Source organism: Aequorivita sp. IT1282, from assembly GCF_058068205.1.
Map to the genome: position 1 here is coordinate 76,320 of NZ_JBYRHR010000007.1, position 15,706 is coordinate 92,025.

The 15,706-nt window shown below is 37.4% G+C and carries 13 protein-coding genes; 7 read left to right on the top strand and 6 right to left on the bottom strand.

Features of this window, described 5'->3' with window-relative positions; genetic code table 11:
• Positions 1-60 precede the first annotated feature (60 nt).
• Both AC3RVG_RS15155 and AC3RVG_RS15160 read left to right on the top strand, forming a co-directional pair.
• Positions 61-534 carry an ankyrin repeat domain-containing protein gene (locus AC3RVG_RS15155; protein WP_489692321.1) on the top strand — a complete coding sequence of 158 codons (474 nt, stop codon included), beginning with the start codon at positions 61-63 and terminating at the stop codon, positions 532-534.
• Positions 535-596: 62 nt separating this feature from the next.
• Entirely contained in the window at positions 597-1,373 is a 777-nt protein-coding gene (locus tag AC3RVG_RS15160; protein ID WP_489692322.1) for an amidohydrolase, read from the top strand.
• Here the strand turns inward: AC3RVG_RS15160 and AC3RVG_RS15165 are convergent.
• Positions 1,360-2,964 carry an Ig-like domain-containing domain gene (locus AC3RVG_RS15165; protein WP_489692323.1) on the bottom strand — a complete coding sequence of 535 codons (1,605 nt, stop codon included), beginning with the start codon at positions 2,962-2,964 and terminating at the stop codon, positions 1,360-1,362. The two genes, AC3RVG_RS15160 and AC3RVG_RS15165, sit on opposite strands and share 14 nt — an antisense overlap.
• Positions 2,965-3,044: 80 nt before the next feature.
• Positions 3,045-3,707 carry a ComF family protein gene (locus AC3RVG_RS15170; protein ID WP_489692324.1) on the bottom strand — a complete coding sequence of 221 codons (663 nt, stop codon included), beginning with the start codon at positions 3,705-3,707 and terminating at the stop codon, positions 3,045-3,047.
• An 83-nt stretch (positions 3,708-3,790) separates the two neighbouring features.
• Here AC3RVG_RS15170 and AC3RVG_RS15175 point away from each other — a divergent pair, with 83 nt between their 5' ends.
• Complete coding sequence (locus tag AC3RVG_RS15175) at positions 3,791-4,675, top strand: hypothetical protein (RefSeq protein WP_489692325.1); 885 nt, start codon at positions 3,791-3,793, stop codon at positions 4,673-4,675.
• A gap of 84 nt (positions 4,676-4,759) precedes the next feature.
• Positions 4,760-6,298, top strand: coding sequence for a glycine--tRNA ligase (locus tag AC3RVG_RS15180; RefSeq protein WP_489692326.1), 1,539 nt, complete (start codon positions 4,760-4,762; stop codon positions 6,296-6,298).
• A gap of 46 nt (positions 6,299-6,344) precedes the next feature.
• Here the strand turns inward: AC3RVG_RS15180 and AC3RVG_RS15185 are convergent, their stop codons facing one another.
• Positions 6,345-6,734, bottom strand: coding sequence for a hypothetical protein (locus AC3RVG_RS15185; RefSeq protein ID WP_489692327.1), 390 nt, complete (start codon positions 6,732-6,734; stop codon positions 6,345-6,347).
• 100 nt (positions 6,735-6,834) lie between these two features.
• Positions 6,835-10,296 carry a DUF8818 domain-containing protein gene (locus AC3RVG_RS15190; protein ID WP_489692328.1) on the bottom strand — a complete coding sequence of 1,154 codons (3,462 nt, stop codon included), beginning with the start codon at positions 10,294-10,296 and terminating at the stop codon, positions 6,835-6,837.
• Between the two features lie 214 nt (positions 10,297-10,510).
• Between AC3RVG_RS15190 and AC3RVG_RS15195 the strand changes: the two genes are divergently transcribed.
• From AC3RVG_RS15195 to AC3RVG_RS15205, 3 genes are all read left to right on the top strand, one after another.
• A complete protein-coding gene (locus tag AC3RVG_RS15195) occupies positions 10,511-11,293 on the top strand; it encodes an exodeoxyribonuclease III (protein ID WP_489692329.1) in 783 nt (260 codons plus the stop codon).
• Positions 11,294-11,338: 45 nt separating this feature from the next.
• Entirely contained in the window at positions 11,339-11,890 is a 552-nt protein-coding gene (locus AC3RVG_RS15200; protein WP_489692330.1) for a hypothetical protein, read from the top strand.
• 95 nt (positions 11,891-11,985) lie between these two features.
• The gene (locus tag AC3RVG_RS15205) at positions 11,986-13,023 is read left to right on the top strand and encodes an NADP(H)-dependent aldo-keto reductase (protein WP_489692331.1); all 1,038 of its coding nucleotides are present in this window, start codon (positions 11,986-11,988) and stop codon (positions 13,021-13,023) included.
• Between the two features lie 92 nt (positions 13,024-13,115).
• Here the strand turns inward: AC3RVG_RS15205 and AC3RVG_RS15210 are convergent, their stop codons facing one another.
• The gene (locus AC3RVG_RS15210; RefSeq protein WP_489692332.1) at positions 13,116-14,480 is read right to left on the bottom strand and encodes an acyl-CoA dehydrogenase family protein; all 1,365 of its coding nucleotides are present in this window, start codon (positions 14,478-14,480) and stop codon (positions 13,116-13,118) included.
• A 66-nt stretch (positions 14,481-14,546) separates the two neighbouring features.
• Positions 14,547-15,683: a peptidoglycan DD-metalloendopeptidase family protein gene (locus AC3RVG_RS15215; RefSeq protein ID WP_489692333.1), complete on the bottom strand. Its 1,137-nt coding sequence runs from the start codon at positions 15,681-15,683 to the stop codon at positions 14,547-14,549.
• Between the last annotated feature and the right edge of the window lie 23 nt (positions 15,684-15,706).

Consider the following 15,706-nt stretch of genomic DNA (forward strand, 5'->3'; position numbering starts at 1 on the left):
ATTTTATAAATAAAACAGAGTTGCTAATTATGTGACTCTGTTTTTTTACTTTTATAACAAATGAAAGAACAACTTTTTAATGCCATCAGGCAGGAAAATTTAGGTGATGTTGAAAAAATTTTGAAGCAATCGCCAGAATTAATTTCTGTAAAAGATCCACGTGGATCTACACCTTTACTGCTTGCAACTTATTATGGCCTTTATGAAATTTCAGAAGTGCTTTTGAAGTATTCACAGAATCTTGACGAACAGGACGCATCAGGCAATACGGCTTTAATGGGTGTCTGTTTTAAAGGATTTGACACACTCGCAAAACTATTATTGGAAAACGGTGCAAACCCAAATATTGCGAATTTTAATGGCGCGACAGCACTTATTTTTGCCGCCACTTTTGGAAGAAAAGAAATAACAAATATGCTTATGAAAAATGGTGCGGAAAAATTTACTAAAGACGATAAAGGACTCAATGCTATAGACCACGCCAAGATGCAGGGAAATCGTGAAATAATAAACCTCTTGGAAAGTAAAAACTAATTTTTCATTAAGCTTATTCAATTAGGGAAAAACTATCAAACACTATCAAACACTATCAAATTTTGAAAAAAAATCTCAAAATAACAATCATTCAAAGTGAGCTTCATTGGGAAAATGCAGCGGCTAATCGCGACATGTTTTCAGAGAAAATAAAGAATATTGAAGGTGAAACAGACTTAATTATTCTCCCAGAAATGTTTACTACGGGTTTTACAATGAATGCCAAAAAACTTGCCGAGCCCAATGATGGTGAAACGCTGCAATGGATGATTCAGGAAGCGAAAAATTACAATACCGCCATTACGGGTAGTGTTATTATTACTGAAGAAAACAATTTTTACAATCGCTTGTTTTTTGTTTTTCCAGATGGAACACACGAAAAATATGACAAAAAACACACCTTCACTCTAGCCCGAGAAAATGAAACTTATACTAACGGAACAGAACGCATAATAGTAAACTACCACGGTTGGAAAATCTGCCCATTGGTTTGTTACGATCTTCGTTTTCCTGTTTGGGCGAGAAACACAGAAGATTATGACGTTTTAATTTATGTTGCTAATTGGCCAAAGGTACGCACCGTTGCTTGGGACACGCTACTTCGCGCTCGAGCAATTGAAAATATGGCATATTGCATTGGTGTAAACCGTGTAGGCTATGACGGCAATGATCACGAATACATTGGCCACTCCGCAGTTTATGATGTATTGGGAATACAAATTTCTTCCTCAGCTTTTGGAGAATTTATTGAAACTGTGAGTTTAGAAAAAAAGTATATTTCAACTAACAGAAAACACCTTCAATTTTTGAATGATCGCGATCAATTTACTTTAAAATAAACGTCTCGTTTAAGCCCCAATTAGCGCGCACTTCAATTTGTTTGGGATAATAAATTATTTTTTCGGGTTCCATACGGGTTAGGAAATTACCAGAATCCCACCTTTTATTTTTGTTATCGTCGTAAATAATCCGCAGAAAATATTTGTCTGGCGATAGCGCATCGAAAAACACATTTTTGTTTTCGAAAAGGTATTCTTCTGCCACCATATTATACTTACTATCTAACAATTGTACAATTATTGGCAACCGATCAATATTTTCGATTTTAAGGCTTAAAGTGCCGTAATCTGACGCTAGGCGCGTGTTTACATTAAATAGAATAGAGTCGTTAGTTTTTTCAAAAAAATCGGTCAATGCTCCTGGCAATACTTTAATGGAATAACTTTGCTCTTCCTTTTTCGGAAAAAATATTTCAGCCCAGTTGTATTCTGTGTTCAATCGTACCGTTGATTCAACTACTGTTGAATCTTTCGTCATTACTTCAAATTTTGATGCATCAAAAGAAATAATCGGAGTATTGGCGCGCAATTTAAACGTATCCTTCAGTTTTAGCGTTCCTGTTTTCAATGCTGAAATATTCAACGAATCCTTAAAAAGAGCTCGCATTCGCACTGTAGTTGTATCGACACTATTTTTGTTCGCAACTTTAAAAACCAAAGAATCTACTTCTATTGCGGGCTTAAACCAATAATGAAGCGAGTCCTTTTTTTCATCTTTAAAAACTGCAGAAGTATAATCTTCCGGCACTTCAGAAAGCACATCAATCGCTAGACTATCGGCACGACCTTCGTAACCAAAAACTATATGGTTTTTACCAACTTGGGTTGGACGAATAAACTTATAATCGGGGGTTTCCTTAAATAGCGTCAATGCGTATGTAGAATCTGTGGGCAGTGTAATTAGCTCTTTCACAAAACCAATCTTATCGTTTTTTGGCTGAAAAGTGTAATCGTTACTTTTTTCTTTTAATGCTAAAAGCAGATACTTGCCTTCCTTTAAATTGCTTAATTCAAATATTCCTGTTGAGTCTTTAGTTACGGTAATGTAGGTTGGTTTTTCAGAATAAATAAGTGAATCTGAAAAGGTTTCATTTACCTCATAAAGCATTACTGTAGTAGGGAATTCTGGCGCAATTAGCTTTGCATCTTTAATCTTTCCTGAGAGTTTTAAACTATCTATATAACTTCCTGTGGAGAAAATATATTTAAAATAATCATACTTATTTTCTTCGTTATTATCCACAATACTGTTTCCGAAGTTGAAGGAATAGGTAGTATTTGGCTTTAAAGTATCGAGAATTTTTATCTTCAAACTTTTAGAAGTACTTAAAGGTGTTATAAGTGGCGCAAATTTCATTGGTGGTGAAATGATGAGCTCTTTAGTTATTTCCTTTAGTTTTATGTATTCGTTAAATCTGATTTCAATTTCGTCACCCGAAAAATTGGTAGTGTAGTTTTCAGGGATGCTCCTAACAATAACCGGCGGAATGGTATCGCGTGGGCCACCCGATGGCGATCCCTTTTTTGCACAGTCTACAAAAGAGAGTATAAATAAAAAGGCGATGGGAATATAAAGTAGGCGGTGTTTCACTTAGAATTCTTTAAAATTACTTGACGCAGGGTTATGACTTCAAAATTAAACAATAAGTAGCTACAATTAACAAATAACTTTTAAGCTATCGCAATTGTGGCTATACTGATGGTTACCTTTTCTGCTTTTAATAATTGGATGGCGCATTTTTCTAGGGTTGCCCCCGTGGTTATAATATCGTCAACCAACAAAACATGTTTGTTAGTTATTGCTTCCAAATTTTGAATTGTAAACATTTCTTCGGCTTCAAAGCGTAAAACTCGGGTTTTAAAAACTTGCGACCCAGATTTTGATACTTTTATTAAAACATCATCGCGATAGGGAACATTAAGAGCTTTGGCAATTTCTTTTCCAAAGCCTTCCACCTGGTTGTATCCGCGTCTTTTCATCTTTTGTTTATGAAGCGGCACAGGAATTACCACCTCGATTTCTTTATACGAATCTATTTCTGCTAGTTCAGCACCCAGCCATTTTCCGAAAAAACTACTCACCTCCTTCTTACCTCGGTATTTTAAATTATGTAATAATTCTTGGGTCAAACCTCTCTTTTGAAAATGAACAATTGCCGTGGCGTTTTTCACTAAAAACCTGCCGTAAAATCTATTTATTAGTAAATTACTCCCTGATTTATGAATATTCGCCAATGGCAGTGAGTGAATGCATTTTATACAAATCACCTCTTCGCCCTTTAATAACAGCTGTTTACACCCTGTGCAAACCTTCGGAAAAAGTAGATTTAACATAATTTAAGAATTTTTACCATTTTATAAACGTTTGTTAAAGAATTACCTACCTACATTTACGGACTAAACTTAACTAGTTAATTATGACAACAAACGAAAACAATAGTGGTAAATTTAAGATACTCATAGGAGTACTTTCTGTTTTACTTATCGCCCTAGCCGTATACACGGTTACCCTATTTAATGATAGTAAAAATACGGTTTCAAATCTTGAGATGCAAAAAGCAGACATCGAACAAGAACTGGAAGGATTAATTGCGAATTATGATGAAGTAATAAAAGACAACGAACTGAAAGACAAAGACTTATTAGCTGCTCGCGAGAGAATTACAGTTCTTTTAGATTCAGTAAAAGACTCACAAGCAAACGTATCTCTTATAACCAGATACAAAGCAGAATTAGGCCGATTAAAGCAAGAACGCATCATGCTTTTTAAACGTGCTGACAGTTTAATTGCGGTTAATAGAAAACTGGTTGTGGAACGAGATAGCACTTCGAATGAACTTCAAAATACACGTATGGTTGTAGATTCTGTGAGCCAAGAAAATGTGGTAATGAACGAAACCATTAAAAAAGGTTCTGTCGTTAAAGCGACAGATTTACGGGGTGAAGCGGTAATTATCAGAAACAGCGGTAAAGTAGTTGACACAAAAAGAGCAAGTCGTGCAGACAAAATTAGAGCATGCTTTACTTTAGCTCCAAATGCTATTGCTCAAAAAGGAGATAGAACGCTTTACATTCAAGTAATCAACCCAAGAAACAAAATGATGGGCGATGATGCTGTTAAGCAATTTGAAGCCAAAAACATTAACTACAGTGCATCCACAAACGTTTTCTACGAAAATGAAGAATTAGATGTTTGTATTTTAGTTAATTCTTCTGAATCAAACCTAATTGAAGGTCGTTATACAATTAATCTTTATGACGGTGCAAACCTAATAGGTACCACAACAATGGAGCTGAAATAAACTTCTTAGAAAATAAAGAGAAGGTTAGTTTAAAATAAATGAAACCGCTGTGAGTTATCACGGCGGTTTTTTTATTTTTGCGCTATGGCAAACAACGACGATCAATTTAAGAAAGTAGTCTCTCACGCAAAGGAGTACGGTTATATTTTCGCATCGAGCGAAATTTATGACGGACTTAGCGCAGTATACGACTATGCTCAAAACGGAGTAGAATTAAAGAAAAACATTCGCGAATACTGGTGGCGAAGCATGGTGTATATGCATCAAAACATTGTAGGTATCGATTCTGCAATTTTAATGCACCCAACAATTTGGAAGGCTTCCGGCCACGTTGATGCTTTCAACGATCCGTTGATAGACAACAAAGATTCCAAAAAACGTTACCGCGCAGATGTTTTGGTTGAAGATTATGCCGAAAAAATCTATCAAAAAGCCCAAAAGGAAATTGAAAAAGCTAAAAAGCGTTTCGGCGATAGTTTTGATGAAGCGGAATTTGTAACAACAAATCCACGCGTTGTAAGATATTTAGAAGAACAACGCACCATTTTAGAACGTATGGCTCGCTCGCTCGAAAAAGAAGACTTGGCAGACGTAAAAGCGTTAATTGAAGAGCTTGGCATTGCCGATCCAGACACTGGTTCTAAAAATTGGACAGATGTTCGTCAGTTCAATTTAATGTTTGGAACTAAACTGGGTGCTTCTGCCGAAAGCGCAATGGACCTTTACCTTCGCCCAGAAACTGCGCAGGGTATATTTGTAAACTTCTTAAACGTTCAGAAAAGCGGAAGGATGAAAATCCCTTTCGGAATAGCGCAAACAGGAAAAGCTTTCCGTAATGAAATTGTTGCGAGACAATTCATTTTCCGAATGCGAGAATTTGAGCAGATGGAAATGCAATTCTTTGTACGCCCAGGCGAAGAGCTTAAATACTACGAATACTGGAAAGAAACTCGTTTAAAATGGCACCTTTCCTTGGGAATGGGAGAAGAAAACTACCGTTTCCACGATCACGAAAAAATGGCGCATTACGCAAATGCCGCAACAGATATTGAATTCAACTTTCCCTTCGGCTTTAAAGAATTGGAAGGTATACATTCCAGAACCGATTTCGATTTAAAAGCACACGAAAAATTCTCTGGCAAAAAGCTACAATTTTTCGACCCAGAATTGAACGAAAGCTATGTTCCGTATGTTGTGGAAACCTCAATTGGTTTAGACAGAATGTTTCTTGCCGTAATGAGTAATTCGCTTCAGGACGAAACTTTAGAAGACGGTAGTGTAAGAACTGTTCTAAAATTACCAGCAATTTTAGCGCCTATAAAAGCCGCTGTTCTTCCGTTAATAAAGAGAGACGGTTTACCCGAAATTGCACAGAAAATTATTGACGCTCTGCAATGGGATTACAATGTAATTTATGATGAAAAGGATGCCGTTGGAAGACGCTACCGTCGTCAAGATGCCGTTGGAACACCGTTCTGTATTACCGTAGATCATCAAACTATTGAAGACAATTCAGTTACAATACGATACCGCGACACTATGGAGCAGGAACGTATTCAGATTTCAGAAATTTCAGAAAAAATGAAGGAAACCATTTCATATAAACACTGGCTTTCCGAATAATTTTTCAAGTGATTAATTCTATATTTCCAAAAAGGAGCGTATTAATTTACGCTCCTTTTTTTATGTCAATAATCTCAGCCGGGGTGGCTCTATCACAACGGTTCATTCTTCGTAATCCGTTGAATTTTATCCATACTTTTAGACCATCTTTTTTGTAAGTTTCTTCCAGATTCATAGGATCTAAATAGTAAAATTCCATTTTATCGCCAGGCATTTGGATGGTATAAGGACAGTCGCCTTCTTTATCTGAATATACTATCGTACCCAGCAAATAGCCTTCAGCCATCAATTTTTGAGGATCCATTGTTTCAGTATTTATTGTGGTTTCTGTAGTTGTGGAAGTTTCAGAAGTGTTAGTGCTTTGTGTTTTCTTTTCTGTGGTGCCACAGGAAAGAACTAATGCTGAAAAGACTGCGATTACTATTTTTAAAAACATTTTTTCCTTTTTTTAAATGATTTATGAAGATACAAAAAAGGAAACATCAATTCAGCAATGAGAATTGAAATATCTCGCAGCATTCCGCGTGGCGCTCACCTTAAAAATACGCTCGCAACTGTACACTGCCCGTATGCACTGTTTTGGTGGTTTCACTTTTTCTTCCAAAATAGGAGAAATTAGCATCTAAATATTTCGTAATCCGCTTCTGAAAAAGCATTCGCCACGTAAAATTTGTTCCCGGTTGTAAGCCTTCCAACATTTGATAAGCAACGGGAGAAAAAGGATTTCCTTCAAAATTGTTGTCGATGTAATTAAACTCACCGTTCATTGAAATCTTTTCGGCGTTGGTGTATGCGAAAGAAAAACCAAGCGTTTGCTGGTTTAGCGACTCCATATTCCCCAACTTATTGTCTTGATTTGCAAATTCATAAAACACATCGAAACGTGTCTGCTGACTAAGCAAGTAAGAAATTTTCGGGTTGAATTCATTCGAATTAAGAAGATAGTTTCTGCTAGCAAAATTCTCCGAAAGGCTTTCATTGCTGCCCGTTGCGCCCTTTAAATTAAGCAACCAGCTTTCATAAAATTTATGATTGAAATTAAATTGATGACTTTCTAAATTATTGCGTTGCAAACCTACGGCGAGCAAATTATCTGACGAGGTTGAAATAAATGTATAGCTGGTTGTGTAACGTTGCTTCCCGCGATTGAAGAACAAAGCGTTTCTAAAATTCAGTACCAATCCCAATTGATCATCGCCGCCATCTTCAAACGGATTTATGTTGAAACCATCCTTTTTTCGCTTTACTTTTCTATCTAAAACGTAAGAAGTTTGATTGTAAAAATGTGACAGCAGCTTTTTGAAACCTTCTTTATTAGACCAGTTTTGTGGGTTCAAAGTAAGAATCTGACTAAATTTATTCTGCCTAATTTTTAAAAAAACTTGATTGGGTAGCAATATCCGTATATATTCTGCTTGGTCTTGAAATTGTGCCACTTCAAATTCTTCCAATTCTTGAATTCCGTTATTATTATAATCAATCCACACATAAACACCCTGCCCTGGCTCCGTTTTTACATACGTAAATTCTTGCTGCGCAATAACTCCGTTGTTAGATTCTAAGGCTGTATTTAAGCGAACTCCACCATCAAATAAAGCCTGATTATAAAGGAATCTCGAATTCAATGAGCGTTCCGTTTCGCGCTTGTCGATAATTAAAATTGAATCATTTGGGTTGAAAGCGGGACCCGATTTTGGTTCGTAATTCAATGTTCTATAATTCGCAAAAGCCGAAAGCTGCGTGTTTTCAGTATTTATAAGTCTCGATTTTAAATAGTATGTCTTCGATGAATTCACTTTTTGAAGCAAATTATTGCGAACACTATCGTTTACACGAAATTGATAACCGGCTTCCACAAAAACTTTGGTGCTGTCACCAATTCCAGAAAATACTTCGTACGAACTAAATTTCTGGCTAATGGGCGAAATACTATCGCGAACCACGTCTTTAATTTGATTGTCTTCCAAGGCAATTTTTCCACCAACCCAAGCTTTTTCGAAAGAATAAGTAGTTCTGTTATTGAACCTAAGAAATTTAGAAGAAATAGAATCGGCTTTGCTATCTAAATAACTTCCGTAGGTAAGAAATCGCAGTTTTTTCAGCTTTAAATCTGAAGTAATTACATGCCGTGTTCCGTTGAAATTTTCGGAATAATTTAAATTTTGAAATTCATAACGGCCACCTCCATTTTTAAGATGAGAAAACTCAACCCCCGAAGTAATCAAACTTTGATTCCCCACAGGATTAATAAGGTTCCAATCGCGATTGAATTCAATATTATAAAGTCTTTCGATAGTCCGGAAATCTCGTTGAACAAAATCTAAAGTTCCAAAAGCTTCTACTTTTAAAGTATCTACGGTTGTTAAAACGCGTTGCTTAAAAGCCAACCTTCCCGCAAAACCATCGTTGTTATTATCGTCAATATCGCTGAAAAGGTTTAAGTCGTTTTTACTACCTGCAACTTCAAAATCTACAATTGTTTTTTCCGATGGATGAAACCTTCCGTTTAAACCACCAACCTGCAGTTTTATTGGAGCATTCAACCTAATAACAGGAGCATAATTTCCTTGGGGCACGCCGTTTACTGGCGGCACATATTCAAAAATACGGCTAATGGCGTTGGTATCGCTAATTACATAATCGCCATTATTTGCTCCTACAAGAGAAAAACGCACGGTAAAAAGTTCGTCGTCTGGGTTACTTGAAAAAACAAAAGCCTCCTGCCCATTGATAATTTCCTTTTTGTAAAGAATTTTGTTTTCAGCATACGTGTCGGGAGCGGCTGATGGCGCATTCATCAAATCACGATCGTCGCCCGCAGCCATGAGGATTGCTACTTGTTCTTCGGAAAGATTTTGTTGCAACGGCTGATTTTTCGCATCGTTTTCTGAATATACATACACGCCCAAGTCTAAGTTTTCACTAGAATAATTACCGCCGCCGAAACCAATAAAACGCGTGTAACTTCTATCGGTATATTGATATTCTACCGAAATACGCATGTTGCTAGTGATAGGATATGTTGGGTTAAATTTTATTTCGCCAGCATTGTAATCTATTACATAATCTTCGTTTTCGCCGCGGTTTAAAAGCAATCCATTTACATAAACCCGCTCGCTGCCCGAAACCACCAAAATATAAAGTTCGCCGTTAGGACCAACTAATTTATACGGACCTTGGTTTCCTTCCTGCCCAATAAATTCACTTTTTGAAAAAACGCCGCGCACCAAAGCACCCGAAGCATAGGCCGAAATTTTTGAACCGTCTTCATTGTTATTAGTTCCGCCAAGCGATATTCCCTGTACTTTTTTGGTAAATCTTCCAAAATAACTATTGTTGTTTTGAAGATCGATATCGCCAGCGCGTATGTTCCAATTTTCACCATAAAGTTCAATAAAAATCTGGTCGAATTCATTTAAACTTTGCGAATAGCCACCTTCCTGCGTTGGAATATTGGCATCTTGAATGGAAGCACGAATGGAAACTTTATCGCTCAGTTTCCCCGTAATTTGTAAATCGAGTTCACTGTTTACCACCGCGTTTTGATTATTCCCAATAGTGATGCCGCGCGTAATACTTCCCGAAGTATTTAAACCATCAAAAGGCGTGAAAACATTTGTATTCGTGCTTTCGTCCAGCGAATATAACTTGTCCATTTGCCCTGTATTTTCAACAATAATTTTTGGGTCGAGGGTGTAGTAATCTCGTGTTAAAAAATCGGGATACTGTAAATATTGAATGCTAAGCGAATCCTGCTGTTGCTGCAATTCTTCTGAAAAAATAATAATCCCCTTTTTGAAATCTATTCGATAGCTGAATGGATTCGGAGAATTTCCATCTTTATCTAGAATTACGAACCTCTTTGGGTTAATACCCGCGCTGTCTAAAACCACGGTATCCCTCAAAGCAACCTTCTTCTCTTTATAATTTGAAGAAATATCCTGCCCATAGCCAGAGGCCGCAATTATAAATAGGAAAAGAAACAGGTATAACTTCATCAACTATAAAACTAAACACTTGGGTTTTTATTTCGTCGGATATTTTATGATAACCTTTTAAGAAATATTTAGGGTAAAAATACAATCTTATTTACTTTAGCAATTCATAACATCTCTGTGAAACATTGTCGCTCGTAGTACAACTCAGTGGAATATTTTTACCACAAAGAACAGGAAGAAGGCACAATGTTCCGCAAAGAAAAAGGATTTAAGTTTGAAAATAATATCATACAACGTAAACGGAATTCGCGCTGCTATGCGCAAAGGATTTATTGAATGGCTACAAGCTGCAAACCCAGACGTAATCTGCATTCAGGAAACAAAAGCGAATTTTGATCAAGTGGAAGTTGAAGCAATTGAAAAAGCTGGTTATCCGTATCACTATTGGTATAGCGCCGTAAAAAAAGGATATAGCGGTGTTGCAATTTTTTCGAAAATTAAACCGAATCACATAGAATACGGTACCGGAATAGAATATATGGATGCCGAAGGAAGAAACCTTCGCGTAGATTTTGATGATGTTTCTGTGATGAGCTTGTATTTACCCAGCGGAACAAATATTGCCCGTTTGGAACACAAGTTCACGTTTATGGACGATTTTCAGAAATATATTGACAACTTAAAAAAAGAGATTCCAAATCTAGTTATCTGCGGCGATTATAATATTTGCCACGAAGCGATTGATATTCACGATCCAGTTAGAAATAAAAATGTTTCTGGCTTTTTGCCAGTGGAAAGAAAATGGCTCGACGGATTTATGAAAAGTGGCTTTATAGACAGTTTTAGACATTTCAATAAAGAGCCCGATAATTATACGTGGTGGAGTTATCGCGCAAATGCCAGAAACAATAATAAAGGCTGGCGAATAGATTATAATTTGGTTTCGCAACCGCTATTAGATAATCTTAAACGTGCCGTTATTTTGCCGGATGCAATGCATAGCGATCATTGTCCGCTTTTGGTGGAACTTGAATTCCCGCGTAGGCGGGAATCTTAGGTCAGAATTTGATAGACCTTTCTGAAAAAAATAACCTATAACACAATGAAAAATTTATTCTCGCTTCTTGCTATTATTTCTTTCGTTGGATGTGCATCTTATACCGATGCTAAATATTTCGATTGTCCAAAAAATGAAAATTATAGGATGGACACTGACAAAAAAGAATTGATTTATAAAATATTGAAACGCGCCGTTGTTCAAGAAAAAGACGTTCCAGACAATGATTTAATAAGAGATAAGCAGAAAATTTATATTTCAGATTTTTACTACGGTGCTTTTGAGGGCGAAGAAGCGAAAAGAACTTTTCCGCTTTCTCATTCAGAAATACCTTCAGAAATCAAAGGAATTTCATTTTGTATGAAATCTAAACCCGAGTTACAGATCATCGCAGATAAAACTACGGATTTTCTATACCTAACCTTCGGGGAAATTGAAATTGATGAAGATACTGCTACAATAGGAATTTCTACTAATTGGCAGCCAATAACGAATAGCAAAGTTGCATATTTAAGCGGTGGCGGTTATGTTTGGCAGTTTAAAAAATTGAATGGTGAATGGAAATTTGAAAAGATTTTATTTCAATGGGTATCCTAATTTTACTGCATGTTCATCAAAATATCCTACAAGGTTTTTGAAACCTTGCAGGTCCAACAAATAATAAAAAGATTCCCGCATACGCGGGAAATAGTATGAAATACACAACCCTGCCCAATACAGATTTAAAAATAAGCAAACTCTGCCTCGGCACTATGACTTGGGGACAGCAGAATACTGAATTGGAAGCCCACGAACAGCTCGATTTTGCAATTGAAAAAGGAATAAATTTTATTGACTGTGCCGAAATGTATCCCGTGCCAGCAAATCCAAACACACAAGGCAGAACGGAAACGTATATTGGCAGTTGGTTGGCTAAAAAGAAAAATCGCGAAGATTTAATTATTACTTCAAAAATTGCGGGGCCCAGCCGATCGATGGACCATATTCGCCAACCTTTAGATTTCAGCAAAAAATCTTTGGAAGACGCTATCGATAAAAGTTTGAAGCGCCTGCAAACGGACTATATAGATTTATTCCAACTTCATTGGCCAGAACGCAATACCAATTATTTTGGGCAATTGGATTACACGCACAAAGAAGACGAATCTTGGAACGATAATTTTGCTGAAGTGCTTCAAACTTTAGAGGAATTCGTAAAAGCAGGGAAAATTCGCCATGCGGGACTTTCAAACGAAACGCCTTTTGGCGTGATGCGCTTTTTGGAAGAATCTCGAAAAGGAAACTTGAAAATGATTTCTGTTCAAAACCCGTATAATTTGGTGAATCGGAAAGACGAAATTGGTTTGAGTGAAATTCTTCAGCGTGAAAATATTGGCTATTTGCCCTATTCGCCTTTAGGATTTGGTACCCTTACCGGGAAATATTTAAACGGAAAAGCAGATGAAAATTCACGAATCAATCAGTTTAAGCAATACAGTCGTTACAGCAGTAAAACCGCTTTTGAAGCAACGGCAAAATATTACGAAATTGCCAAAAAGCACAATCTAAGTTTTGCGCAAATGGCGTTGGCTTTTATACTTCAGAAGAAATTTGTTACCGCCCCAATTATTGGCGCTACTTCAATCACTCAACTTTCAGAGAATATTGAAAGCATCAACATTTCACTTTCAAAAGAAATTTTAAAGGAGATTGATGCCGTTCATAACCAAATTCCGAATCCAGCGCCATAACCAACCCCGTGCGCAAGCGGACACCCCTCCTTAAAAAGGAGGGGAACAGTGCCTCCCCCTATTTTCAAAGGGAGGTGCCGAAGGCGGAGGGGTTATACAAACGCACTATACCCCGTAATTGCTCGACCAACAATTAAAGAATTAATTTCTTTGGTGCCTTCATAACTGTAAATTGCTTCGGCATCTGCCACAAAACGAGCCACGTCATATTCTAGCAAAATTCCGTTACCGCCCATAACTTCGCGGGCTTTACTTACTACGTCTCGGGTTCGCATACTACAAAAAACCTTTGCGAGTGATGCATGTTCATCGGTCAACAATCCTTCATCCTGCAATTCCGAAAGTCGGAAACACATAGTTTGCATAGCGGTTAGGTTTGCAACCATTTCCACCAAATGATTTTGAACTAACTGAAACGACGCAATAGGTTTCCCAAATTGTTCGCGTTTTTTGGTGTATTTCAGCGCAGCTTCGTAAGCACCGCGGGCGCAACCAACAGCTTGCCAAGCCACACCGGCGCGGGTCATTCTTAGCACTTTTGCCGTGTCTTTAAACGAATCGCATTTTTGAAGTCGGTCGCTTTCGGGAATGCGACAGTCGGTTAAAGTTATAATCGCATTCTGCACTGTGCGAAGCGCCATTTTATTCTCCATCTTTTCGGCTACAAATCCTGGGTTTCCTTTTCGCACTAAAAAACCTTTCACTTGGTCGGAAGCCTCATCGCGCGCCCAAATAATTATTACATCGGCAAATGTGGCGTTCCCAATCCATTTCTTTTGTCCGTTTAAAATCCACTCATCGCCTTCTTGTCTGCAAGTAGTTCCCAAACCGCCTGCAACTGCAGAACCTACTTCCGGCTCAGTTAAACCAAAGGCGCCAATAAGCTCCATTCGAGCCATTTTAGGGAGCCATTCCTGTTTTTGCTCCTCACTTCCGCAGATATAAATTGAGCCCATTGCCAAGCCGCTATGCACTCCAAAAAATGTAGAAATGGACACATCCACACGCGCAAGTTCCATTGCTATTATTCCTTCCATTACGTAACTTTCATCTGGCGTGCCGTAGCCTTTATAAGTGAGGCCGCAAATATTCAACTCTGCCATTTTTGGAATAATCTGAAACGGAAATTCGGCTTTATTCCAATATTCATTGGCTATCGGCTTTATTTCGTCTTCCATGAAATTGCGAACTTTTATCTGTAATTCGCGTTGTTCGGGAGTAAGCTTTAAAGCTAAATCGTAAAAATCGCCGTCAATGGGCGGCAGTTTGTGCTGTCCCTTTTTTCCACCTTTGTGTTTCAACATTTTCATTAAACCAGCTAATTGCCGATCATCGAGTTCACCAACGGTTTTCATAATTTCAGAAAGATCTACTTTTTGAGAAAGTTTGCCGAGCGCATCCAGATCAATCTCTTTCATTAAATGAAGGGTCTGTTTTATTTTGGAAAAAATGGACATAGTTTGTTTTTTCAGAATTGAATTCTAAAGATAATACTATGCACTTCTCTTTAGGCTAAATAAAAGTTAATTTGGAGATAGTGGTTTTATAACCGTTTCGTTTATATAACCCTTTAAACCGCTTGAAGTTTGAATGTGAAACCACTTTTGATTTTTGCCCAAAACAAGAAGTGTATCGTTCTTTTTCAAACTTAAAAATTCTTTATAAACCGCAGCAGGGCCTTTGTGAATTTCAGATCTATTTTTTAAAGTGACTGCTTTTGTGATAGTTGAAGATATTTCACTGACTTGAATTTCGGTTTTTTTAATAAACGAAAGAGGATTCACCGCGCCTTGCGATTTGTAAATTCCAAAATGAAGATGCGGATCGGTGGTTATTGCATTGCCAGTGTTACCAACAAAACCAAGCGTATCGCCAACTTTTACTCTTTTCCCTTCAGAAACCGCTATGCTGTCTAAATGTGCGTAATAAATAGTTTTTCCGAAAAGGCCATCTCGCAACCAAACCTGTTTTCCGCCAAGACCGCCATCGCCAACAGAAGTAATCCTTCCATCTGTTACCGCCACAACCGGCGTTCCGCGAGCAGCAAAAATATCTATTCCTTCGTGCGAACGGCTTCCGTCACCGCGCGGGTCTGCCCAAAAACTCTGAATATTTTTATTATCCGCACCACTTACGGGAAATTCGTAAAGCGGTTCAGTATAAATTTTCAAAATAAAGGGAAACTGCAATTGCATTTGTGGTTGTACAATTACTTTGTAATAACCAGAAATTTCAATTTCTTGTGAAAGTTTTGACTGTTTATCTTCGGCACTTTTTAGATGTTTAAATATTTTAAGTGAATCGGTCTTCGCTTGAAAAAGATCGATAAAGATCGAAGCTGAATCGGGAGTTTTTTCAATCTCAACTACGATGCGTTCTCCCTCTTTTAATTGAATATTATAACTGTAAACATTAAAATTATCTCCGGAAAAAACGCCGCTTTCAGAATACGGAAGGGTAATTTGTATGCTATCGCGTTTTGCGCTTTCAAATGCAATATTCCAACGAAGCAATAGCGAATCGTTTTTTGAAAAATTGCGTTCGTAAACTTCGCGCGCGGTTGGTTTTACAAATACATCTGCCGCTTTTTGAATTTCTTCTTTGCAGCTCGAAATAAGTATTCCCAAAAGAATTAATGCGGAAAAAAACCTCTGATTCATAGCGATGTTAAAGTAACAGAAAT

What these genes read in the sequence shown, in the direction of transcription:
- AC3RVG_RS15155 (WP_489692321.1), top strand. Translation starts at nt 61, where the DNA reads ATGAAAGAACAACTTTTTAATGCCATCAGGCAGGAAAATTTAGGTGAT.
- AC3RVG_RS15180 (WP_489692326.1), top strand. Translation starts at nt 4,760, where the DNA reads ATGGCAAACAACGACGATCAATTTAAGAAAGTAGTCTCTCACGCAAAG.
- AC3RVG_RS15175 (WP_489692325.1), top strand. Translation starts at nt 3,791, where the DNA reads ATGACAACAAACGAAAACAATAGTGGTAAATTTAAGATACTCATAGGA.
- AC3RVG_RS15170 (WP_489692324.1), bottom strand. Translation starts at nt 3,707, where the DNA reads ATGTTAAATCTACTTTTTCCGAAGGTTTGCACAGGGTGTAAACAGCTG.
- AC3RVG_RS15190 (WP_489692328.1), bottom strand. Translation starts at nt 10,296, where the DNA reads ATGAAGTTATACCTGTTTCTTTTCCTATTTATAATTGCGGCCTCTGGC.
- AC3RVG_RS15185 (WP_489692327.1), bottom strand. Translation starts at nt 6,734, where the DNA reads ATGTTTTTAAAAATAGTAATCGCAGTCTTTTCAGCATTAGTTCTTTCC.
- AC3RVG_RS15200 (WP_489692330.1), top strand. Translation starts at nt 11,339, where the DNA reads ATGAAAAATTTATTCTCGCTTCTTGCTATTATTTCTTTCGTTGGATGT.
- AC3RVG_RS15210 (WP_489692332.1), bottom strand. Translation starts at nt 14,480, where the DNA reads ATGTCCATTTTTTCCAAAATAAAACAGACCCTTCATTTAATGAAAGAG.
- AC3RVG_RS15205 (WP_489692331.1), top strand. Translation starts at nt 11,986, where the DNA reads ATGAAATACACAACCCTGCCCAATACAGATTTAAAAATAAGCAAACTC.
- AC3RVG_RS15215 (WP_489692333.1), bottom strand. Translation starts at nt 15,683, where the DNA reads ATGAATCAGAGGTTTTTTTCCGCATTAATTCTTTTGGGAATACTTATT.